This window comes from Rhizobium sp. WSM1328, from assembly GCF_057653715.1.
Map to the genome: position 1 here is coordinate 584,153 of NZ_CM172788.1, position 22,252 is coordinate 606,404.

The 22,252-nt window shown below is 61.3% G+C and carries 16 protein-coding genes; 9 read left to right on the top strand and 7 right to left on the bottom strand.

Features of this window, described 5'->3' with window-relative positions:
• The first annotated feature begins 141 nt into the window (after positions 1-141).
• Positions 142-1,965, top strand: a complete 1,824-nt coding sequence (locus tag AC2444_RS02850; RefSeq protein WP_012756261.1) for a methyl-accepting chemotaxis protein — start codon at positions 142-144, stop codon at positions 1,963-1,965.
• 78 nt (positions 1,966-2,043) lie between these two features.
• Here the strand turns inward: AC2444_RS02850 and AC2444_RS02855 are convergent, their stop codons facing one another.
• Together AC2444_RS02855 and glyS are read right to left on the bottom strand one after the other, a co-directional pair.
• Positions 2,044-2,532: a 2-thiouracil desulfurase family protein gene (locus AC2444_RS02855; protein WP_128449649.1), complete on the bottom strand. Its 489-nt coding sequence runs from the start codon at positions 2,530-2,532 to the stop codon at positions 2,044-2,046.
• Between the two features lie 58 nt (positions 2,533-2,590).
• Positions 2,591-4,705, bottom strand: a complete 2,115-nt coding sequence (glyS, locus tag AC2444_RS02860; protein WP_012756263.1) for a glycine--tRNA ligase subunit beta — start codon at positions 4,703-4,705, stop codon at positions 2,591-2,593.
• 219 nt (positions 4,706-4,924) lie between these two features.
• Between glyS and AC2444_RS02865 the strand changes: the two genes are divergently transcribed.
• The 5 genes from AC2444_RS02865 to ubiA all read left to right on the top strand — a co-directional run bounded on the left by AC2444_RS02865 (position 4,925) and on the right by ubiA (position 11,336).
• Positions 4,925-7,234, top strand: a complete 2,310-nt coding sequence (locus AC2444_RS02865; protein ID WP_012756264.1) for a Tex family protein — start codon at positions 4,925-4,927, stop codon at positions 7,232-7,234.
• A 133-nt stretch (positions 7,235-7,367) separates the two neighbouring features.
• The gene (locus AC2444_RS02870) at positions 7,368-8,627 is read left to right on the top strand and encodes a cyclopropane fatty acid synthase (RefSeq protein ID WP_012756265.1); all 1,260 of its coding nucleotides are present in this window, start codon (positions 7,368-7,370) and stop codon (positions 8,625-8,627) included.
• A gap of 67 nt (positions 8,628-8,694) precedes the next feature.
• Positions 8,695-9,276, top strand: a complete 582-nt coding sequence (locus AC2444_RS02875; protein ID WP_012756266.1) for a histidine phosphatase family protein — start codon at positions 8,695-8,697, stop codon at positions 9,274-9,276.
• Positions 9,277-9,404: 128 nt separating this feature from the next.
• A complete protein-coding gene (locus tag AC2444_RS02880) occupies positions 9,405-10,217 on the top strand; it encodes a MipA/OmpV family protein (protein ID WP_012756267.1) in 813 nt (270 codons plus the stop codon).
• Positions 10,218-10,376: 159 nt separating this feature from the next.
• The gene (gene ubiA / locus AC2444_RS02885; RefSeq protein WP_020486917.1) at positions 10,377-11,336 is read left to right on the top strand and encodes a 4-hydroxybenzoate octaprenyltransferase; all 960 of its coding nucleotides are present in this window, start codon (positions 10,377-10,379) and stop codon (positions 11,334-11,336) included.
• Positions 11,337-11,384: 48 nt separating this feature from the next.
• Here the strand turns inward: ubiA and AC2444_RS02890 are convergent, their stop codons facing one another.
• Positions 11,385-12,362 carry a threonine ammonia-lyase gene (locus AC2444_RS02890; protein ID WP_012756269.1) on the bottom strand — a complete coding sequence of 326 codons (978 nt, stop codon included), beginning with the start codon at positions 12,360-12,362 and terminating at the stop codon, positions 11,385-11,387.
• Between the two features lie 119 nt (positions 12,363-12,481).
• Between AC2444_RS02890 and AC2444_RS02895 the strand changes: the two genes are divergently transcribed.
• Positions 12,482-12,913 (top strand): Lrp/AsnC family transcriptional regulator, encoded by a 432-nt coding sequence (locus AC2444_RS02895; RefSeq protein ID WP_041935466.1) that lies wholly within the window; start codon positions 12,482-12,484, stop codon positions 12,911-12,913.
• Positions 12,914-13,082: 169 nt separating this feature from the next.
• Here the strand turns inward: AC2444_RS02895 and AC2444_RS02900 are convergent, their stop codons facing one another.
• Positions 13,083-13,649, bottom strand: coding sequence for a DUF6101 family protein (locus tag AC2444_RS02900; protein WP_003556960.1), 567 nt, complete (start codon positions 13,647-13,649; stop codon positions 13,083-13,085).
• A 300-nt stretch (positions 13,650-13,949) separates the two neighbouring features.
• Here AC2444_RS02900 and AC2444_RS02905 point away from each other — a divergent pair, with 300 nt between their 5' ends.
• Complete coding sequence (locus tag AC2444_RS02905; RefSeq protein ID WP_012756271.1) at positions 13,950-17,285, top strand: DUF1217 domain-containing protein; 3,336 nt, start codon at positions 13,950-13,952, stop codon at positions 17,283-17,285.
• Positions 17,286-17,335: 50 nt separating this feature from the next.
• Here the strand turns inward: AC2444_RS02905 and AC2444_RS02910 are convergent, their stop codons facing one another.
• The 3 genes from AC2444_RS02910 to AC2444_RS02920 all read right to left on the bottom strand — a co-directional run bounded on the left by AC2444_RS02910 (position 17,336) and on the right by AC2444_RS02920 (position 20,536).
• The gene (locus tag AC2444_RS02910; RefSeq protein WP_012756272.1) at positions 17,336-18,763 is read right to left on the bottom strand and encodes an FAD-binding oxidoreductase; all 1,428 of its coding nucleotides are present in this window, start codon (positions 18,761-18,763) and stop codon (positions 17,336-17,338) included.
• Between the two features lie 131 nt (positions 18,764-18,894).
• Positions 18,895-19,869 carry an L-threonylcarbamoyladenylate synthase gene (locus tag AC2444_RS02915; RefSeq protein ID WP_012756273.1) on the bottom strand — a complete coding sequence of 325 codons (975 nt, stop codon included), beginning with the start codon at positions 19,867-19,869 and terminating at the stop codon, positions 18,895-18,897.
• A gap of 58 nt (positions 19,870-19,927) precedes the next feature.
• Positions 19,928-20,536, bottom strand: coding sequence for a DUF6656 family protein (locus AC2444_RS02920; RefSeq protein ID WP_003556968.1), 609 nt, complete (start codon positions 20,534-20,536; stop codon positions 19,928-19,930).
• A gap of 418 nt (positions 20,537-20,954) precedes the next feature.
• Between AC2444_RS02920 and AC2444_RS02925 the strand changes: the two genes are divergently transcribed.
• Positions 20,955-22,199 (top strand): aromatic ring-hydroxylating oxygenase subunit alpha, encoded by a 1,245-nt coding sequence (locus AC2444_RS02925; protein WP_012756275.1) that lies wholly within the window; start codon positions 20,955-20,957, stop codon positions 22,197-22,199.
• Positions 22,200-22,252: the final 53 nt, after the last annotated feature.

Genomic DNA, 22,252 nt, shown 5'->3' on the forward strand with positions numbered 1-22,252 from the left:
GGGTGGGCATCAATTGTTACTTTACCCGGTCGCAGCATGTTTATTTTAGCAGCGGTAGACGCGTCTTCTTTTTCGGCGCGCTCGCACAGGCGGTAGAAAACCGCACCGGAATGTATTCACCCATTCCCGTTGCGAGGCGTCATGAAAAATTTGAAGATATCGAAGCAGCTCATATTGCTGGTCGTCGGCCTGATGGTGGCGTTTGCAATCGCCACCTCCCTGCAGATCCGCTCCTCGGTCAATGCGATCTACAACGAACGCTATGACATGCTGCGGGCGGAGGTACAGTCTGCGGTCTCTGTTCTCAAAATCTACCAGGCAAAGGTGACTGCCGGCGAAATGACGCTGGAAGATGCCCAGAAGCAGGCCTACGCCACGGTCAATGCAATGAAATACGACCCCGATGGTTATTTCTTCGGCTATAGCTACGACATCCAGATGATGTTCCACTACGATGCCGCGAAAATCGGTCAGGTCAACAAGGGTCAGCCGGACAGCAAAGGAAAGCTCTATCGAGAAGAGCTGGTCAAGCTCGGGCAGCAGGGCGGCGGTCTCGTCGAATATTATTCCACAGCCAAACCAGGCCAGCCCGCCGGCGATTTTCGCAAGACGGCCTATGCACAGGCCTTCGATCCTTGGAAGGTCGTCGTCGTCACCGGCGTCTACATGGACGATCTCGATGCTCAGATAAACAGCACGATCCTGACCGCGCTCTCCGGCAGCATCGTCCTGTTCTTCCTTGCCATGGCCGCCGCCTACGTCGTCATCCGCGGCATATCGGGACCTCTCAACAACGTCCATGCCGCCCTGAAGGCTGTCGCCGAAGAGGATGTCTCCATTGCCATCCCGCATACCGGCATGAACAACGAAGTCGGCATGATGGCGAAGGCGACGCAGTCACTGCAGGAAAAGATCAGGGAGCGTCATGCGATGTCCGATCGCGAGGCGGCCCAGCAACTGGCGCTGGAAAGCGAGCGCGAAAACAATCTGCGCCAGCAGCAGGATGAAGCAACGCTCCAGGCACGCGTGGTGACGACGATCGGCCAGGCGCTGGAGATGATTGCCCGCGGTGATCTTACCGTCCGCTGCGCCGATCTAGGCCAGAAATACGCCGCCCTTCGCGACAACTTCAACGATGCGCTGTCGCATCTCGAGGCCGCCATGGCCAAGGTCAGCGCCAAGGGCACCGATATCGGCACCAGCAAGGAAGAGATCCGCCGCGCCTCCAACGAACTGTCGCAGCGCACCGAGCGCCAGGCCGCCAGCCTGGAAGAAACCTCGGCCGCTCTCGATGAGCTCACCGTCGCCGTCCGTCAGACGGCCGATGGCGCCCATGAGGCGAGCAAGCGCGTCCATTCGGTCAGCACCGAAGCCACTCATAGCGATGCGATCGTCACCCAGGCGATCGAGGCGATGAGCGGCATCGAGAAGTCGTCCTCGGAGATCACCAAGATCATCGGCGTCATCGACGAGATCGCCTTCCAGACCAACCTCTTGGCGCTGAACGCCGGCGTCGAGGCAGCCCGTGCCGGTGAATCCGGCAAGGGTTTTGCGGTTGTCGCCCAGGAAGTCCGTGAACTTGCCCAGCGCTCCGCCGCTGCGGCCAAGGAGATCAAGGACCAGATCGCCCGCTCCTCCAGCCAGGTCGACCATGGCGTCCGTCTGGTCGGCGAGGCAGGCGAGGCGCTGAAGCGGATCTCCGACCAGATCAAGGCTGCCAACGAGATCGTCGCCAAGATCGCCCACAGCGCTTCCGAACAGGATACGACGCTGCGTTCGATCTCCTCGTCGATGAACCAGCTCGACGCCGCCACCCAGCAGAATGCCGCCATGGCCGAAGAGACCACGGCATCGGCCGAGACGCTGGCCACCGATACCGACGAGCTGATCGACCTCATCCGCGGCTTCCGCGTCAGTGGCGAAAGCGCTGCCCCGGCCATGCATCAGGGTCGCCGCGCCGCATAAACGGCGCGGGGACAAAAGCGTTTTTATCACCAAATTTTTAGCGGCCGTCGGTTCTCCGGCGGCCGTGCCTTTTGAGGCTCATTGCCCGATGCGTTCGATCAGCCGCTCGATCTCGCGATCGGAAAACACTTCAACGCCGGCTGCTTTCAGCGCAGCCGCCGTCACGCCGTTGCCGGCCTGCTTGCGGCCGGAAAACGTGCCGTCATAGATGAAACCGGAGCCGCAGGACGGGCTGCCGTCGATGAGCAGCGCATAGTGGCAGCCGGCTTGCCGCGCGAGCGCCACGGCATTTTCCGCCGCCAGCAGGAACTCTTCCGTTACGTCGGCGCCCGTCAGCTCGACAACCCGCGCCGTGCCGGCCAGCACATCCTCGCCGGTCGCCGCTTCTGCGATCTCCGCCGGCGGCCGCGGCACCGTCATGCCCGCCGACATCTCCGGACAGATCGTCACCAACCGGCCCTCGGCCCGCCATGTCTCGATAACCGGATGAAGCAACGGCTTCGCCCGCCCGTCATAGCGGACGGCTTGGCCCATGAGACAGGCGCTGACGAGAATCTTGCTCTGCATGTCTGCTTGAATACAGCCGGAGCCGCGGCAATGCCAGACCGCCGATGGCGGCCGAATATTAGCCCGAGATCTTCGAGAAATCGGCAACCGTTCCCGTCGCCTCGCGGATCAGCCGCAGCAGGGCGAGACGGTTGGCGCGGATGGCGGCGTCCTCGTCGTTGACGAGCACGTCTTCGAAGAAGCGGTCGACCGGGCCGCGCAGTTTGGAAAGCGCTTCCATCGCCGAGCGGAAATCCTCCCCGGCGACGGCGTCCGAGGCGTCCTTCGATGCGCCGGAGATTGCGGCGAATAGCTCCTTCTCGGCATCGAGCGTCAGAAGCGCTGGCGAAACGCCATCGGCGATCACGGTGCCCTTCTTTTCCTCGGCGGCAAGCAGCTGCGTCGCCCGCTTGGTGCCGGAAAGCAGGTTCTTGCCGTCTTCCGAGGTGATGAAGGCCGTCAGCGCTTCGACGCGGCGCGCCACCATCAACAGGTCGTCGGCATCTGAAGTCAGCACGGCGTCGATCAGATCGTGGCGGGCGCCCTGGTCGCGCAGATAGACCTTGAGACGGTCGTGGAAGAAGGAGAGCAGGTCGCCATCCTTGGTCGTTGCCAGCAGCGGCAGGCGGATCCTTCGCTCCAGCAGGATCCTGACGACACCGAGTGCCGCACGCCGCAGGGCGAACGGATCCTTCGACCCCGTCGGCTTTTCGTCGATCGCCCAGAAACCGATCAGCGTATCGAGCTTGTCGGCAAGGGCGATGGTGATCGCCACTCTGTCCTCCGGCACGCGGTCCGACGGACCCTGGGGCTTGTAGTGGTCCTCTATCGCTGCGGCAACGGAGGCGTCCTCACCCTGCAGCACCGCATATTTGCGGCCCATCAATCCCTGCAGTTCCGGGAATTCGCCAACGGCTTCGGTGCGCAGATCGGCCTTGGCGAGCACGGCGGCGCGATCGATGAGAGCCGCGTCGGCGCCGGTGATATCAGCCAATTCCTTGGCCAGCGTGCGGATGCGCGCAACACGCGCGCCCTGTGTGCCGAGCTTGGCATGGAAGGTCACATCAAGCGCATCGAGCTTGGCCATGCGCTGGTCGAGCGGCTTCTTCAGGTCGAGGCCGAACTTTGCTGCCGAAGCTTCCAGCGTCTCGAGATCGGGCAAGTTGCCCTGGTCGCGCTTCCAGAAATGCAGCGCATCCGAAAGCCGGGCCCGCACCACCTTGCCGTTGCCGTGGACGATTTCCTTGCCGCCGTCGCTTGCCTGGATATTGGAGACGAGGATGAACTTGTTCGACAGTGTTTCGCCACCCTGCGGCCGCGTCACGAAACACTTCTGGTTGGTCTTGATCGTCAGCCGGATGATCTCGGAGGGGATCGAGAGGTAATCCTCCTCGAAGCTGCCCATCAGCACCTGCGGCCATTCGACGAGGCCGGAGACTTCCTCCAGCAGGCCTTCGTCTTCCACCAGCTCCAGCCCGTTGGCAAAGGCGATATCGCGGGCGTCGTGCAGGATGATGTCCTTGCGCCGCTCGGCATCGAGGATGACCTTGGCCTTTTCCAGGTTCGCCGCATAATCGTCGAAGCGCCGGACGGTGATCGCCTCGGGCGCGTGGAAACGATGGCCGTAGGTGATGTTGGAGGCGGTGATGCCGTCGATCTCGAAGGGGATCACGGTGGTCTCTTCATGCTCCGGGCCGAAGGTGCAGACGATCGACTGCAGCGGCCGCACCCAGCGCAGCGCGCCGGGCTTCGACGAGGCCTTGCCCCAGCGCATCGATTTCGGCCAGGGAAAATCGCGGATGATGCCGGGCATGACATCGCTGACGATCTCTTCCGTTGCGCGGCCGGGCTTGGAGATGACCGCGACGTAGAAATCGCCCTTCTTCGGATCGCTGACCACCTGCGCTTCGGAGACGGAGGAAAGGCCGGCGCCGCGCAGGAAGCCTTCGATCGCCTTCTCGTTGGCGTCGGTGCGCGGTCCCTTGCGCTCCTCGCGCACATCGGCCGAGCGCGCCGTCAGTCCGTGAATGTCGAGGGCGAGCCGCCGGGGCGTCCAATATTCGCGCGCGCCCTCGTAGGACAGACCCGCTTCGACAAGCGCATCGGTGACGAGCTTCTTCAGGTCGCCGGCAGCCTTGCGCTGCATGCGGGCCGGAATCTCTTCGGAGCGGAGTTCGAGAAGAAGGTTTGGCATGTCGAATTTCCTTGCCTCCCGCGACAGGGGAGGGATGGCATGGGCGCCGGGTCAAAACGTTGCTTCTGCTAGCAAAGAATGGCGCATCTGCACAACCGCAAAATCGCCGCCTTTCCGGCATGCTTATCCTGTGGATCGGCGCTCGGCCGTAAACTCCAACATTGCCTTGCCGCTTTTCGCGGCTATGGTCCCGCCACCTCTGACGAAACAGGAAATCCCATGGCCGCAGACCTCCGTTTTCTCGCAGCCCGCATCTCCGCCGAAATCAACGCCCGGCCCGAACAGGCCAAAGCTGCAATCGAGCTGCTCGACGAAGGCTCTACCGTGCCCTTCATCGCCCGCTACCGCAAGGAAGTGACGGGCGGGCTGGATGATACGCAGCTGCGCAATCTCGCCGAGCGGCTGGTCTATCTGCGCGAACTAGAAGCTCGGCGCGACGCGATCGTCGAATCGATCACCGGCCAGGGCAAGATGACCGACGAGCTGATGACCAAGGTCGCAGGCGCCGAAACCAAGGCCGAGCTTGAGGATCTCTATCTGCCCTACAAGCCGAAGCGCCGCACGCGCGCCGAAATCGCCCGTGAACGTGGCCTCGGCCCGCTCGCCGAGACGATCCTCGCCGACCGCGCCAGGGAACCGGCGGTATTGGCCGAAGGCTTCGTCACCGCGGATGTGCCCGATGTGAAGACGGCGCTCGAAGGCGCGCGCGACATCATCGCCGAAGGCATTGCCGAAAATGCCGACCTGCTCGGCAGGTTGCGCGCCCATATGCGCCAGGCCGCGCTGCTGAAGGCGAAAGTCGTTGATGGCAAGCAGGCGACCGGCGAGAAGTTTTCCGATTATTTCGACCATTCCGAACGCTGGGCGACCGCCCCCGGCCACCGCGCGCTCGCCATGCTGCGCGGCTGGAACGAGGAGGTGCTGACGCTGACGATCGAGGCCGACGCCGAGACGACCTCTCCGAACAAGCCGGTCGAGCGCATGATCGTGGCCGCCTACGAGATCGGTACCAGCCGTCCCGGCGACCGCTGGCTGATGGAGGTCGCAAGCTGGACCTGGCGCGTCAAGCTTTCCATGTCGCTCTCGCTCGACCTGATGCGGGAACTGCGCGAAAGGGCCGAAGAGGAGGCGATCCATGTCTTCGCCCGCAATCTCAAGGATCTGCTTTTGGCTGCACCCGCCGGCTCGCGCGCGACGATGGGTCTTGATCCCGGCATCCGCACCGGCGTCAAGGTCGCCGTCGTCGACGGCACCGGCAAGGTGGTGGCGACATCGACCGTCTATCCCTTCCAGCCGAGGAACGATGTGCGCGGCGCCCAGGTCGAGCTCGCATCGCTGATCCGCAAGCACAATGTCGAGCTGATCTCGATCGGCAACGGCACCGGCAGCCGCGAAACCGAAAAGCTGGTGGCCGACATGCTGGCCGAGTTGCCGGCGCCGAAGCCGACCAAGGTCATCGTGTCGGAAGCCGGCGCCTCGGTCTATTCCGCCTCGGCGACCGCAGCGGCTGAATTCCCCGATCTCGACGTATCACTGCGCGGCGCCGTCTCCATCGCACGCCGCCTGCAGGATCCGCTGGCCGAACTCGTCAAGATCGAGCCGAAGTCGATCGGCGTCGGCCAATATCAGCACGACGTCGACCAGCAGAAGCTGTCGCGTTCGCTCGATGCCGTGGTGGAAGACGCAGTGAATGCCGTCGGGGTCGATCTCAATACCGCGTCTGCGCCGCTGCTGTCGCGCGTCTCCGGCCTCGGCCCGTCGATCGCCGACGCCATTGTCCGCCACCGCGACAGCGAAGGCCGTTTCGAGACGCGAAAGGATCTTCTGAAGGTCGCCCGCCTCGGCGGCCGCACTTTCGAGCAGTGCGCCGGCTTCCTGCGCATTCCGAACGGCAAGGAGCCGCTCGATTCCTCCTCGGTCCACCCGGAGGCCTATGGCGTCGCAAAGAAGATCGTCGCTGCCTGCGGCCGCGATCTGCGCGCGTTGATGGGCGATAGCGCGGTGTTGAAATCGGTTGATCCGCGCCAGTTCATCGACGAGAAATTCGGCCTGCCGACGGTCAGGGACATCATTGCGGAGCTGGAAAAGCCCGGCCGCGACCCGCGTCCGAGCTTCAAGACCGCGACCTTCGCCGAGGGCGTCAACGAAATTTCCGACCTCAAGCCCGGCATGGTGCTCGAAGGCACGGTGACCAATGTCGCGGCCTTCGGCGCCTTCGTCGATATCGGCGTGCACCAGGATGGCCTGGTGCATGTGTCCCAGCTTGCCGATCGCTTCGTCAAGGATCCCCACGAGGTCGTCAAGGCGGGTGATGTCGTCAAGGTGCGGGTTGTAGAAGTCGACGCCAAGCGCAAGCGCATCGCTCTTTCTATGAAACGCGATGACGGTTCTTCAGCGCCGCCGCCGCGGGGTGATTCTCGCGCGAACCAGGGTTCCCGGCCGCAGAACGAGAGCCGGCCCGCGGCCGCGAAACCCGAGAGCCAGGGCGCTTTCGGCGCGGCACTTGCCGAAGCGATGAAGCGAAAATAAGGGTTTAGCCGGCATTTCGGCAAAAATGCAACAGTTTGGCAGCGTTCTGAACAGAGTGCTAAATCCGGCGCTTGTAAGGCGAAAGAGAGCTACTAAGTTGATGTGACCATCCTGTCACATTTGCGAGGCGTCCATGGCGTCGGCATTCTTATCGATCGTCGAAAAAATCATCCGCAAGGGTTCGTTGAAACTTACCATCGCCAACGGCGAAACCCACACTATCGGCGACGGCACCGGTGAAACCGTTGTCGCCCGCCTTGCCGATCAGGAGGCCGAGGACGCCATCCGGCGCGACCCGGCCATGAAACTCGGCGAAATGTACATGCAAGGCCGGTTCATTCTCGAACAGGGCAACATTTACGATTTCCTGTCGCTGGTGAAACAGAACACCACCAACGAGATCTTCGATTTCAAGATGGCGGCACTGCTCCTCGGCCGCATTGCCAAGCAGCAGCTGAAGAGCCGTGTGCCGGTCAATCGCAACAAGCACAATGTCGCCCACCATTACGATCTGTCGGCCAAGCTCTTCGATCTTTTCCTCGACGAGGACTGGCAATATTCCTGCGCCTATTTCGAGCCGCCGGGCATTGGTCTCGACGAGGCACAGCTCGCCAAGAAACGCCATATCGCCGCCAAGCTTCTGCTCGAGCCGAACCAGCGTATCCTGGAGATCGGCTCCGGCTGGGGCGGCATGGGCATGTACCTGACGGAGGCGACCGACGGTGCCGAGTTCACCGGCATCACACTGAGTGAGGAGCAGCTCAAGGTCTCGCGTACGCGCGCCGAAAAGCGCGGCCTTGCCGACCGGGTGCGGTTCGAACTGCAGGACTACCGCACCATGACGGGCAGGAAGTTCGACCGTATCGTCTCGGTCGGCATGTTCGAACATGTCGGCATCGGCCACTACGGCAATTTCTTCCGCAAGGTATCGGATCTCCTCGACGACAACGGCGTCATGGTGCTGCATTCGATCGGCCGCCCGAAGCCGAGCTTCGGCACCAATGCGTTCATCGAGAAATACATCTTCCCGGGCGGCTACATCCCTTCCGTCGGCGAGGTCGTGCCGCCACTTGAGAAGGCCGGACTGCTGGTCAAGGATATCGAAATCCTGCCGCTGCATTATGCCTATACGCTGCGCCATTGGCGCGAGCGTTTCGTGGCGCGCAAGGCCGAAGCGGTGGCGCTTTACGACGAGCAGTTCTTCCGCATGTGGGAGTTCTATCTGGCCGGTTCCGAAATAGGGTTCCGCTGGGACGAGCTCTTCATCCTGCAGATCCAGATCGCCAAGAACCAGTTCGCCGTTCCCGACAATCGCAATTACATCGCCCGCAATGAAGCAAAGCTGAAGGAATTCGAGGCGGGGCGCGCTCCGCTCGAAAAGGTGACGTTCTGATCCCGCGGAAGTGCCGCTTCCGCTGGCAGTTTTGCCAAGGGACAGATTCTCATGAAAGGACGTGCCGATGAGCAGTGCGTTTCCCGAGATCTACCTGGTCCGCCACGGTGAAACCGAATGGAGCCTGTCCGGGCGCCATACCGGACGCAGCGATATTCCCTTGACGGCGAACGGCGAGGCCGCCGCCCGCAAACTCGCCGACCGGCTGGCGGGCCTTAGCTTCTCCGCCGTCTGGTCGAGCCCGTCCGAGCGGGCCCGCAAGACCTGCACGCTCGCCGGATTCGGATCGGGCGCGGTGATGAAGGACGATCTCGCCGAGTGGGACTACGGCGCTTACGAAGGCATCACCACCAAGGCGATCCTTGCCGATCGCCCCGGCTGGCAGCTCTTCCGCGACGGCTGCCCGAAGGGCGAGTTCGCCGCCAATGTCGGCGCCCGCGCGGACGCCGTCATCCATGCGCTTCGCCAAACGGCCGGCACCATCCTGATCTTTTCGAGCTCGCATTTCCTGCGCGTCCTCGCCGCCCGCTGGCTTGGCCTGCCGCCCGAAGACGGCTCCCGTTTCGTGCTCGATACGGCCAGCATCAGCGTGCTCGGCTACGAGCACGATCTGACCGAGCCGGTCATCCGCCGCTGGAACCAGAGATAGCGCTGGCATCCGTCATTTTTGCCTGTGTCATCTCGCTGCCGTGGTTAACACTGGGGTAACGAGATCAGGATAAATGTAGCGAACGCCGCCCTCCGCGGCTTTGTTTTTGCGTTTTCTGGAGTGCGGATGTGTCTCATCGATCAGTCGTATCGATCTCTCTGGCTATTGCCCTTTTCTCTGCAGGATCGGCGGTCGCCCAGGAAAGCGGCCAGCACTTCTGGTCCGGCGACTGGTACCTGAGCGTTGGCGTCGCCGGCTTCTCCGCCCCGAAATTCGAGGGCTCGTCGCACAATGAATTCAAGTTCAGCCCGCTGATCTCGGTCGGCCGCCAGGGTGCTGGCCCGCGTTTTTCCTCGCGCAACGACAATCCGTCCTTCGCCCTCATCGACAAGGGCGCCTTCCGCGCCGGCATCGTCGGCAAGTTCGTGCCGTCGCGCGATGACGGCGACGGCAGCGAGCTGAAGGGCTTGAAGAAGGTCAAATGGGGGGCGGAAGCCGGCGGTTTCGTCGAGGTTTACCCGACCGACTTCCTTCGCGCCCGCGCCGAAGTCCGCCAGGGCATCCGCTCGCATGACGGCATCGTCGCCGATCTCGCGGTCGATGCCTTCACCGATATCGCCCCCGACCTGCAGCTATCAGGCGGCCCGCGCGCGACCTTCGCCACCAGCGGCTATTACGACGCCTATTACGGCGTCAACGCCAAGCAGGCGGCCGCAGGCGGGCTTGATCCCTATAAGCCGTCGTCGGGCATCCAATCCTATGGCGCAGGCGCGGCGCTGACCTGGAAGGCGACGGAAAACCTTTCGGCAAGTTCCTTCCTCGAATATAAGCGGCTGGCGGGTCCCGCCGCCGACAGCAGCCTCGTGCGCGAGCGCGGCTCGAAGAACCAGGTCCTGATCGGCGTCTCGGCGACCTACAAGTTCAATTTTTCCCTGCAGTGATTGACGCGGCTGCGCATCCCTCTCAGATGCGCAGCGCTGTAACACTTTGAATTGCAGGATAATTTCATCCCGGGATCGATTCTGATCTAGGGATGATGCAAGTGGCAGCGCAATGATCGCTTCTTGACCGGATCGGCGGCCCGCCGCTAGATGAGCGGCATGCACGATACCGGCGACTTCAACGATCGCGTCTCCGACGCACCTTCCGATAACTGGGTCTACCGGATCCTGCCGCCATGGCTTTGGCCCTATGCGCAGCTGGCGCGCTGGGATCGCCCGATCGGCTGGCAGCTCTTGATGTGGCCGTGCTTCTGGTCGGCGACACTTGCCGCCAATGCGGCGATCGGCGAGGGGCTCTATTCCGGCAGCCTGCTGGTGTCTCACCTGTTCCTTTATTTCATCGGCGCGGTCGCCATGCGCGGCGCCGGCTGCACCTATAACGATCTCGTCGACCACGAGATCGACATGGAAGTGGCGCGCACGCGGTCACGTCCGCTGCCCTCCGGCCGCGTCACCCGCCGCCGGGCGAAGATCTTCATCGGCTTGCAGGCGCTGGTCGGCCTGTTCGTGCTGTTGCAGTTCAACTGGCTCAACGTCTTCCTCGGCGTGCTCTCGCTCGGGATCGTGGCATTTTATCCCTTTGCCAAACGCTTCACCGACTGGCCGCAATTCTACCTCGGGCTTGCCTTCTCCTGGGGCGCGTTGATGGGTTGGGCCGGGATTTTGGGCGGCCTCTCCTTTGCCGCCATCCTGCTCTACGCCGCCTCCGTCGCCTGGACGATCGGCTATGACACGATCTATGCGCATCAGGACAAGGAAGATGACGAGTTGATCGGCGTCCGCTCCACCGCGCGCCTATTCGGCGACAGGACGCGGCAGTGGCTGATCGGTCTTTACGGACTGACGCTGGCGCTGATGTTTATTGCTTTCGTTCTCGCCGGCGCCAATCTCATCGCCTTTCTGGGTCTGCTCGGTGCGGCCGGCATGTTCGCCTGGCAGATCGTCCGGCTCGATATCGATGATGCCGACCAGTGCCTGGCGCTCTTCAAGTCAAACAACCGCGTCGGCCTGATCATCTTCTTCGGCCTCTTCGTCTCGCTGCTGTTTGCCATTCCCTGATTGGGACGAACCGGGCGCGGGCGCCTGTCCCCAGATAGGAGGATTGGTCTAGCAGGCATTCGTGTTGTGCTTTATGGCAGATGGAAGCCATGCCTTGATCTGTTGATCCGTGAGGTTAGCACCACACAACATAGTCGCTACACGGCAGCCTTTCAGGGCAGATGCCTGCTCAAGAATAGCAGCGAGCCCGGCTGCTCCGGCTGGTTCGACGAGACGCTTCCATGTGTCATGAGCAAATCGCATTGCATCGAGAAGCTGATCGTCATCCACGAGAACGACGTCATCGATCGTGTCTTTAAGCCAGCCGACGGCCGACGGGACGGGAATCCGCACAGCAATTCCATCGGCAATCGTGCGTGCCTCCGGCGTTGAGATCACGTCACCCGCATTGTAGGACAGTGCCATGCAAGGTGCGCCCTTTGCGGCGACTGCGACGACCCTTGTTCGCGGTGATCGTGATTTGAACCAGCATCCTATTCCGGCCGCCAGAGCACCGTTGCCGAGCGGTATGAAAACGGCGTCGATATCTTCGACCTCTTCAGTCAGCTCCGCCGCAATCGTTCCTGCTCCTTCGGCAATGGCTGCGCTCGCTCCATCCTCGACGAACTGCAGCTTCCGTTCGGCGGCGTAGATTTTGGCGGCCTCCTTTGCAGCGTCAAAATCTTCTCCGGCGAGAAAGACTTCTGCCCCAAACCGGCGCATGGCTTCGATCTTCAACGGATTGGCGTTGACACTGGCGAACACGACCAGAGATCGCCCATGCCGCGCGGCATTGTAAGCAAGCCCCTGGCCGAAATTCCCGGCTGATGCCGTGACCAGAGGAGTTCTGTCTCCAACGACGTCGGCGAGAAAATACCCCGTCCCGCGCCCCTTGAAGCTGCGGATGGGATTTTCCGTTTCGTCCTTGGCGACGAGTGACAGCGCGAGCCTATCGGCACGCAACAAGTTGGTGTTCAGGAAAATCGGATCGATTTTTTTGCGTGCATCGTCGATTTTGGCGGCTGAAAGAGGTGTTTGTTTTGTCATGGGCAGATGATAGGAATTTTCGGCGCGGAAAAACCGCGCTCGTGACAAATTTATAGCGGAATTTCTGCTTATGGGCTTGGTTATACGCTGTGGATGATATTGATCGAACTATTCTGTCGATGCTGCAGGAGAATGCCGACATTCCCGGCAAGGTCATTGCTGACGCGGTCAATCTCTCACCTTCGGCCGTCGAACGGCGGATCAGCAAACTGAAGCAGGATGGGATCATCGAGAGGATCGTTGCGGTGGTCAGTCCGAAAGCCGTCGATCGCACACTGTCCGTTCTGGTTGAGCTTGAAATCCAGAACGAACATCGACACACGCTGGAGCAATTCCAGCGGTGGTTGGACCATGCGCCTGAAGTTCAGTCATGCTGGTATGTCACCGGCGACATGGACTATGTCCTGCTCGTGGCCGTCCGCAATCTTGAGGAATATAATATCTTCATTGAGCGGCTTATGGGCGAGCAACAGGCGCTCGTGCGAAAATACAAGAGCCTGATCGCACTCAAAACGGTCAAGCACGGATTGGGACTTTCCGTCCTTGAATGAGGGGATTTTTACTGGCTACGCAGTGATCCTGTCAAAATTCATCCCGCGGTGCCGATTGAGATTGAAGCGACAGTTTGCGGCCGAGTTCGACAGCGTCGCAAAACGGGCATTCCGCGACAGATGAGTGCGCAGAATGCCCGCCAATGAGCGTCCGGTGTCGCGATTTCGGTCAGTTGCGGGCGATGATTTCCTTGCCCTCGATCTTCATGGCGACGCCCAGCCGGCCGGTGGTGCGGCGCACGAGGAAGCGCGGACGGCGATTGGCGAAGTAGGAATGACGGCGGCGCGGCTTGAGATCGCTGGTGCGTAAGGCGCCGATGTGGTCTTCGAGCGGCCGGGCAACGCCGTCGGCCTCGACCATCAGCATCGGAATGCGGAAGGCTTCCGACCAACTGCGCCAGTCGGCGGCGATATCGCTGAGATCATGGGCGACGAGCAGCGGAATGCAGAGCTCCGGATCGGTGTGGTGAAGCTCCAGCGTCACGGTGACTTCGCCGTCGCCATGGTCGATGGCGCGGGCGGCGACACCTTTGAAGACGCGCTTGGGCAGCGCAATCGAGAGCGGCAGGCCGCTGGAGGGGAGGACCTTGCGCAGGACCGCGCCGCGTTCGTCTATGGTGATATTGACGTCATCCGAACAATCATGGATGGCGTAGCTGACCTGTTGGGGAAAGCGGGACGGATCGAGACGTAACGTCGTGCCAGCCCAAGCGGGCTTCATAACGGGATTGTTCATTTCATTCTACCCTTGTCTTACCTGAGAGCCGATTTCCGGTCTTCTCCTTGGGACTTTTCGTCCTCTATGGCCGACAATAGGCAGCCGCCCTTCCGTACAGCTTAAAAATTGCGGTTAAGAAAACTTTGCCTCCTCTGATGGTTATCAAAACCGAATCCGGCAGGGTTTCCGGAAGGTGAACGGTGTGGTGTGCTGGAACGATGCATCCGGAGGTAAGCCTCAGGTAAGCTTTCCGTGGCAAAATGTGCTCACCAGCATTTCGTCGTTCTTTTAGAGATTTTGCCAAAAAGGGCGCTTTTCATGATCACGGCTTCCCTCGCTTACACGATCCTGTCGCGGGATATGACGTCGAGCCTCAACAAGGTTGCGTCGCAGGCGACGGTCAAGAAGGATGCCCAATATTACGCCGACCATATCAACAAGGTCACATCCGTCGACGACTTCCTCGGCGACTACAAGCTCTACAGCTATGCGATGAAGGCCTATGGCCTCGAGGACATGACCTACGCCAAGGCCTTCATGAAGAAGGTGCTCGAGAGCGATCTCACCGATCCCAACAGCTACGCCAACAAGCTTTCCGATACACGCTACCGCGAGTTCGCCGCCGCCTTCAATTTCAACGAGCCGGCCAAGGACGTGCAGACGGACGCTCAGGAGGACGATCTCATCGGCCTCTACAAACAGTCCTTCATCGATGCCGACAAAGCCGCCAGCGCCGAGAGCAGCTATTACGGCACGGCGATCGACGGCGTGACGACCGTCGACGATCTGGTCAACAACACGCGGCTGCGCACCTATGTGCTGAAGACCTTCAAGATCGATCCGACCTATGCGTCGAAGGATTTTCTGCGGCAGGTGCTGACAAGCGATCTCAGTGACCCCACCAGCGTCGTCAATACGCAGGGCGGCGACAAGTACAAGGCGCTTGCCGCCCAGTTCGGTTTCAACGCCGACGGCACCGTCAACGGCACGGCGCAGACCGCTGCGCAGAAGGCCTCGGTCATCGAGACCTACACCCTGAATTCCCAGTCTGTCATCATCGACAATTCGGTCGGCTCGGATGTCTACTATGTCGGCAAGACGGCGGCAGACTACAACAAGGCCTATTACACGGCGAAGATCGGCACGATCACCAATGTCGACGATCTGGTCGCCGACAAGCGCCTGACATCCTACATCACGACGGCCTACAGCATGGGCGCCGACTTCACCGCCGCAGCACTGCGCACGGTGCTGACCGACCCCGGTTATGCCCAGCTGATGGGCTTTACCAATGTCTACAATGCTTTCAACTTCAAGGCTGACGGGTCGACCTCCAGCACGGCGCGCGTCCAGACGGTCGATCAGGCAAACAGTCTGCAGGCGGCCGCATCGGGCACGAAGAACTATTATACCGTCACCTCGCAGTCGAGCGGCATCACCAATGTCGACGCCCTGCTGGCTGACAATGTGCTGGCCCGCTACATTAAGGATGCCTATGGTCTCGGCACGAGTTTCAGCAATGCCGACCTGAAGAGCATCCTGACCGATTCGACCTATGCCGCGGCCCAGGGCCATGCCGATCTCAATGCCGACTTCAACTTCCAGGCGGATGGCTCGATCAACGGTTCCGTGATTCAGACTGCGGCGCAGCGGAAATCGACCACCGACAAGTCGGCGGCGAACGCAGCGCACTTCAACAGCATGATCGGCAATGTCACCAATGTCGATGACATCATGTCCGATGCTGTTGCGGTCAGCTATATCAGAAACAGCATGCAGATCGCCGATAGCGTCTCCGATGCGACGTTGAGGACTTTCCTCGTCGACCGTACGGCTGCCAGCGCCCAGGGCTACAGCGACGTTCACGATCTCTTCAATTTCAAATCGGATGGTTCGGTCCCGACCCTTTACGCCTCGCAAAGTGCGACGCAAAGTGCCAGCACCACCAGCAAGGCCAGCGATGCGGCGGTCTATTACCAGGCAACCATCGCCGGCATCTCAAACGTTGATCAGTTGCTGGCGGACCAGAAGCTGAACAATTTCGTCCGCAACGCCTTCGGCATCCCGTCGACCGTCACCGACGTCGCTCTTCGCAATATCCTGACCGATCAGAGCGGTACCGGCACCTATGCCGATGTCGCCGGCGCCTTCAACTTCAAGGCGGACGGCACGCTCGAAGACGGCTTGCAGGCGCAGACGGCCACCCAGATCAGCAGCACGAAATTTGCCGCCGAAGCGCGCACGGACGACTATTCCGCGCGGATGGCGACGATCGCCAATGTCGATGATCTGCTCGCCGATTCCGCCATCACCAATTTCCTGAAGAGCACCTACAATCTGCCTTTCGATATCTCGGACGCCGATCTGAAGAGCATCCTGACCGATGCGACGGCCGCTGCCGCCGCCGGCCATGCCGATCTCAATGCCGACTTCAACTTCGCTGCCGACGGATCGCTTCCTGTCGTCAGCTCGGTCCAGACGGCCGACCAGGCACAGACCACCAACGACAATTACGCGGCGCGTTATGACGACGAGCGCGACGAGGCGCTCGACGAGGTCGCATCCAACTACCAGAAGCTTATGGCCGACAGCAGCAGCCTGCTGAATTTCTCCGACGTCAAGAGTGTCAATGATTTCCTGCGCAGCAATTCGGCCGCCGATTTCAGCAAGAGCAATGACAATCTGCCGGATCTCTACCATGTGGCGCTGCAGGCCTTTGGCCTGACCGACCAGGACGTCCCGCGCTCGATGATGCGCAAGGTCCTGACGAGCGATGCCTATGATCCGGATGGTTATATCGCCTCGCTCAAGGATGAACGCATCACCAACCTTGCCCGCGCCTTCAACTTCGGCCCCGACGGCAAGGCGGCGTCACCTTTCCAGGCGCTTCCCGATGCGACCCTGGCCAAATACGCCACCGACTATAAGTCGCATATCACCATGCTGATGAAGGATGGACCGGTAAAGGACAAGGCAGCAAAGGATGCGACGGCCGAGGTCGACTATTTCGCCAAGGGCATGGCAAAGGTGAAGTCGCTCGACGATTTCCTGGATGACAGCCGCCTGACCGACCTGGTGCTGAAGGCGAACAACCTTGACCCCAAGGATTACGACAAGGCCACGCTGAAGAAGATCTTCACCTCCGATCCTGACGACAAGAAGAGCTACCTCAACACCAAGGCCGATGCGCGTTTCCAGGATATCGTCGCCGCCTTCAACTTCGACAAGGACGGCAATCTGACCCGCGCCAAGATCGGCACGATCCAGAACAAGGCGGCCGAGGAGCACACCCAGGAACTCTACGTCCAGCAGACGATGGAAGCCCAGCAAGGCGAAAGCAACGACGGCGTCCGCCTGGCGCTCTATTTCGCCCGCAAAGCCCCGAGCATCACCTCGATCTATTCGATCCTCGGCGACAAGGCGCTCTATCAGGTCATCACCACAGCCTACAACCTGCCGTCGCAGATCTCGGGCATGGACGTGACCAAGCAGCGCGATCTCCTCAGCCGCTTCGTCAAGCTCGAGGATCTCCAGGATCCGAAGAAGGTCGACAAGCTGCTGCGCCGGTTCACCGCGATGTACGATGTCCAAAACGCTGCCCAGCAGTCGCCGGCGCTGATGATCCTGACCGGCGGCGGCACGCAGCAAAGCTGATCGCCCCAACCTGCTGCACGCAGCAGGTTTGATCGCTCTGACCGTCAACCTCACGGATCGAGGCTGACAACCTTTCCCGGGTTCATGATATTGGCGGGGTCGAAGGCGCGCTTGATGCGGCGCATCAGCTCGATTTCAATCGTTGGACGGATCGCCGCCAGTTCATCCCGCTTCAGCTGGCCGATGCCGTGCTCGGCCGAGATCGAGCCGCCATGCGCCAACACCAGCCCATGTACGATGTGGTTCATCTCGCGCCAGCGAGCGATGAAGGCGGCCTTGTCGGCGCCGAGCGGCTGGGAAATATTGTAATGAATATTGCCGTCGCCCATATGGCCGAAGGCGCAGATGCGGGCGCCCGGCATCGCCGCCATGACCGCTTCTTCGGCCTCGGCCATGAAATGCGGGATCCTCGACACCGGCACGGAAACATCGTGCTTGATCGACCCACCTTCCGGCTTCTGGGCATCCGACATGCTTTCTCGCATGTGCCAGATCGCCTTCTGCTGCGCTACCGATGCGGCGATTGCGGCATCCAGCACCAGCCCGGCCTCGAAACCCTGTTCCAGCACCCCGTTCATCATCCGCTCCGCCGTCTCGGCCGAATCCGACGTCGAAATGTCGATCAGCACATACCAGGGATAGGCCGTTTCCAGCGGATCGCGCACGCCGTCGATGTGGCGTGTGGTGATCTCGACCCCGAAACGCGGCATCAGCTCGAAACCGGTCAGCGAGGCGCCGCAGAGGCTGGAGGCCAGGTTGAAGAGGGCAAGCGCATCCGTCACCGAATTCAAGCCGGCGAAGGCCACCTGATGGCCGAGCGGCTGGGGAAAGAGCTTGAGCACCGCGCCGGTGATGATGCCGAGCGTGCCCTCGGCGCCGATGAAGAGATCGCGCAGGTCGTAACCGGTATTGTCCTTTTTCAGGCGGCGTAAACCGTCCCAGATCTCGCCGGTCGGCAACACCACTTCGAGGCCCAGGCAGAGCTGGCGCATATTGCCATAGGCAAGCACGGCCGTACCGCCGGCATTGGTGGAAAGGTTGCCGCCGATGCGGCAAGAACCCTCCGAGCCGAGCGACAGCGGAAAAAGCCGCCCATGCGCCTCGGCTGCCTTCTGCACCTCGGCCAGGATGGCGCCGCCATCGGCCACCAGCACGTTCGCCACCGGATCGACATCTCGGATCTTGTTCATCCGCTCGAGCGACAGGATGATATCGGACTTGCCCTGACGCGGCGTCTGGCCGCCGACGAGGCCGGTATTGCCGGTCTGCGGCACGATCGCCGTTCCGGTCTCCGTCGCAAGCTTCATGATATCAGAGACCTCCTCGACCGAGCCGGGCTTCAGGAGGAGCGGGGAGGAGCCGTGATAAAGCCCGCGGTTTTCGATCAGATGCGGTGCAAGATCGGCCTCGCTACGCAGCGCGTATTTTTCGCCGACGATGGCAGCGAAGCGATCGAGGAGTTCGGTGGAAATGCTCATTCGGGCTCGGTCCTCCATCGTCATCTACAGCGCCGCGCGTCTTTTCAGACGCGCTTAGGACGCTGTAGCACTTTGAATTGCTGCATAATTCCTAAATCGATTCCGATTTAGGAATTATGCAGCAGGTCTTTTCAGTCGCGGGGTGCAGCTGCCCGCTGCAGCCGGTCGTTGATCGCCTCGCCCAGCCCCTCCTCGGGAATCGGCGAAAAGGCGATGCTCTGGGCGCCGCTGGCATCGGCCCGCTTCATGTAGTCGAAAAGGTTGGCCGCCGCCTCTGCCAGATCGCCGCGCGGGCTGAGATCAAGCACGATCCGTGCACTCTCCGCGCCGGAGACCGCAGCACTGCCGAAGGCAATCAGTGCCTCACCGGGTTCTACCGCCGTCGCATTGAGACGCACGGAAGCACCCGGCGCATAATGCGAGGCGAGCATGCCTGGCGCCTCGATCGCCGCCGATGCCGTTCTCGCCCGCAGCAGCGGTTGGCCTGCGACGCGCTCGATCTCGCGCGCCGCCAGTCCACCCGGGCGAAGCAGCCTCAGCCGGCCGCCCTCTGCCTTGACGATCGTCGATTCGACGCCGACGGCGCTTGGGCCCGCATCGAGGATCAATGGGATTCTTGCCCCGAGATCGGCTTCGACATGGGCGGCACTCGTGGCGCTGACCCCGCCTGAGGTGTTGGCGCTGGGGGCTGCGAGCGGCCGTCCGAAGGCGCCTATCAACGCGCCTGCGAAACCCTTCGGCACACGGATGCCGACGCTGTCGAGCCCGGCGATCGCCAGCGAATGGATCGAGCTCTGAGGCTTCAGCGGCAGCACGAGGGTCAGCGGCCCGGGCCAGAAGGCTCTGGCGAGCGCCCGTGAGACCGGGTCGAATTCGGCATGCTCTTCGGCCATGGCGAGGTCGGCCATATGGCAGATCAGCGGATTGAAGCGCGGCCGTCCTTTTGTCTCGTAGATGCGGGTGATGGCTGCAGGATTTGTGGCGTCGGCCGCCAGGCCGTAGACGGTCTCTGTCGGGATGGCGATGGCAAAGCCGTCGGCAAGGGCGGCGGAGGCCGCCTCCAGCGCTGCCTGCCTGTCTGCCGTGATATCGATCGTGCGTGCCATGTCCTGCCCGTGTTAGTCTTGGCAGTCATTAGGCTTTCCGCCGCCCGCGATCAATCGCTTAAAGCTGCCGGATGATTTCGCGCAGCTGTTCGTTGCGGGCGCCGAGCAAGAGGATGTTGCGGATCGCTGCCTGCGGATCATGGGTGCGGAAGAGCAGGCCGTTGCCGCGCACCGACCGGTCGATGGTCATCTTTTCGGCGGAGTTTTCGCCGGGTTTGATCGCGACGGCGAAATACATGCGGGAATAACCGACATCGATGCGCTCGAAGAAATTATCGTTCTCGCCGATGTCGGAATAGAAATTGGAGATGTAGAAGGCCCAGCTGACTTCTTCGTAATGGGCGAATTTCGTCCGCGCGGCGGTGACGTGGCAATAGCCGAGATGCGGGCTGTCCTCCAGCGTCCGGTGAAAGATCATCTTCGGAAACTGGATCGAGTGGTGAAAGCCGTTGATGTGCTGATGCGTCTTTTCGCCGGCCACCTGCAGCTTGCGGCCGGTCTTTGCCGCGACCTCATCATGGGTGAAATAGCGTTTTTCCTCGGCCAGCCAGTGCCGCCTCTCGCGGGGGATGCGGCCGGTGCGCAAAAATTCGGAATGCGCGGCAATCAGCTGCGGCTCTTGCAGTTTACCTGCTTCTTTCGCGTCGAAATAACGGAGTTTGGCCATGGTTCGCGTTCTTCGGTCGGTCTGAATCAGCAGCAGGATAGGACCGTATGCTTAAGGCGATGTTAAAAAACGGCCGCGGCAGCCGGCTGGCTGAGGGGCAAATGCCGGCAGGTGTCGCAAACGCGACTGATATCGATATCAGGCAGCCGACCTCTTTGCGGAGCGGGTCTTTACGCCATGTCGCAATTGACGATAATTGCCCGGAGAGTCGGGCGATGTCATCGACGGGGATGGGCAGCCTTAAGCCTTGCCGCATCCTGTCGTCAATTTCGAAGCCGATGTCGCATTACAACCAAGCGCCAGGCAAGCTCGGTGCTTAAATGACGCCATGAACAATTCTCCCGAAGGAGAAGGAAGCGGGCGCGCTTCCGCCGGCCTTCCCACTCGAAGGTGGCAACCGGTGCACGAGGACATGAAGATGGATATTCGCAGCAACGTTTTGCGTCAGCTCAAGAGCCGCCGTGAGGGCTTCAGCCTCGAACAGCCGTTCTATATCGACGAGGATTATTTCCAGCTCGACATGGAGATGATCTATTATCGCGATTGGCTGTTCATCGGCCATGATTGCGAGCTGCCGAAGCCGGGCGCTTATTTCACCGTTCAGATCGGCAGCTATCCTGTCGTCATCGTCCGCGGCCGCGACAATGTCATCCGCGCCTTCCACAACAGCTGCCGCCATCGCGGCTCGCGCGTCTGCACCAAGGAGCACGGCTCCTCCGTGCGTCTCGTCTGTCCCTATCATCAATGGACCTATGATCTCGAAGGCAAGCTCGCCTTTGCTCGCCACATGGGCGATGATTTCGACAAGACCGGCTTCAACCTGAAGCCCGTCCATTGCGAGATCGTTGCAGGCTATGTCTTCATCTGCCTTGCCAACACCGCCCCGGATTTTCAGCCGGTGCGCGACAAGATCGAACCCTATGTCGCGCCGCACCGGATCAGTGAGAGCAAGGTCGCCTTCCAGAGCACGATCATCGAGAAGGGCAACTGGAAGCTTGTCTGGGAAAATAACCGCGAGTGCTATCACTGCGCCGCCAATCATCCCGAGCTCTGCCGCACCTATCCCGAAGCCCCGAGCGTCACCGGCACGGATGGCGGCGCCGACGATCCCGAGATCGCCGGCCATTGGGCGCGCTGCGAGGCCGCCGGCCTGCCGAGCAAGTTCCAGATTTCGCCGGACGGCCAGTTCCGCACCGCCCGCATGCCGCTGATCGAGGATGCCGAGAGCTACACCATGTCGGGCAAGCGCGCCGTCCAGCGCCAGCTCTCCGACGATATTTCGATCAGCCATATCGGCGCCATGCTGCTCTTCCACTACCCGACGACGTGGAACCACCTGCTCGGTGACCACGCCATCTCCTTCCGCGTGCTGCCGCTCAGCGCCAACGAGACAGCGGTGACGACCAAGTGGCTCGTCCACAAGGATGCCGTCGAAGGCGTGGATTATAATCTCGAAGAACTGACCCACGTCTGGACCGAGACCAACGATCAGGATCGCCGCATCGTCGAGGAAAACGCCTTCGGCATTCACTCGCCCGCCTATGAACCCGGCCCCTATTCCGCCTTGCACGAGGGCGGCGTCATGCAGTTCCTCGAATGGTATTCGAACTTCATGGTGAACCGTCTGCAGGGTGACCAGGCGAAAATTTCCGCCGTGGCCTAATGCATGTAGCCCGGAACTGTTACGGTTCCGGGATAACGGCATGCATGAACAAA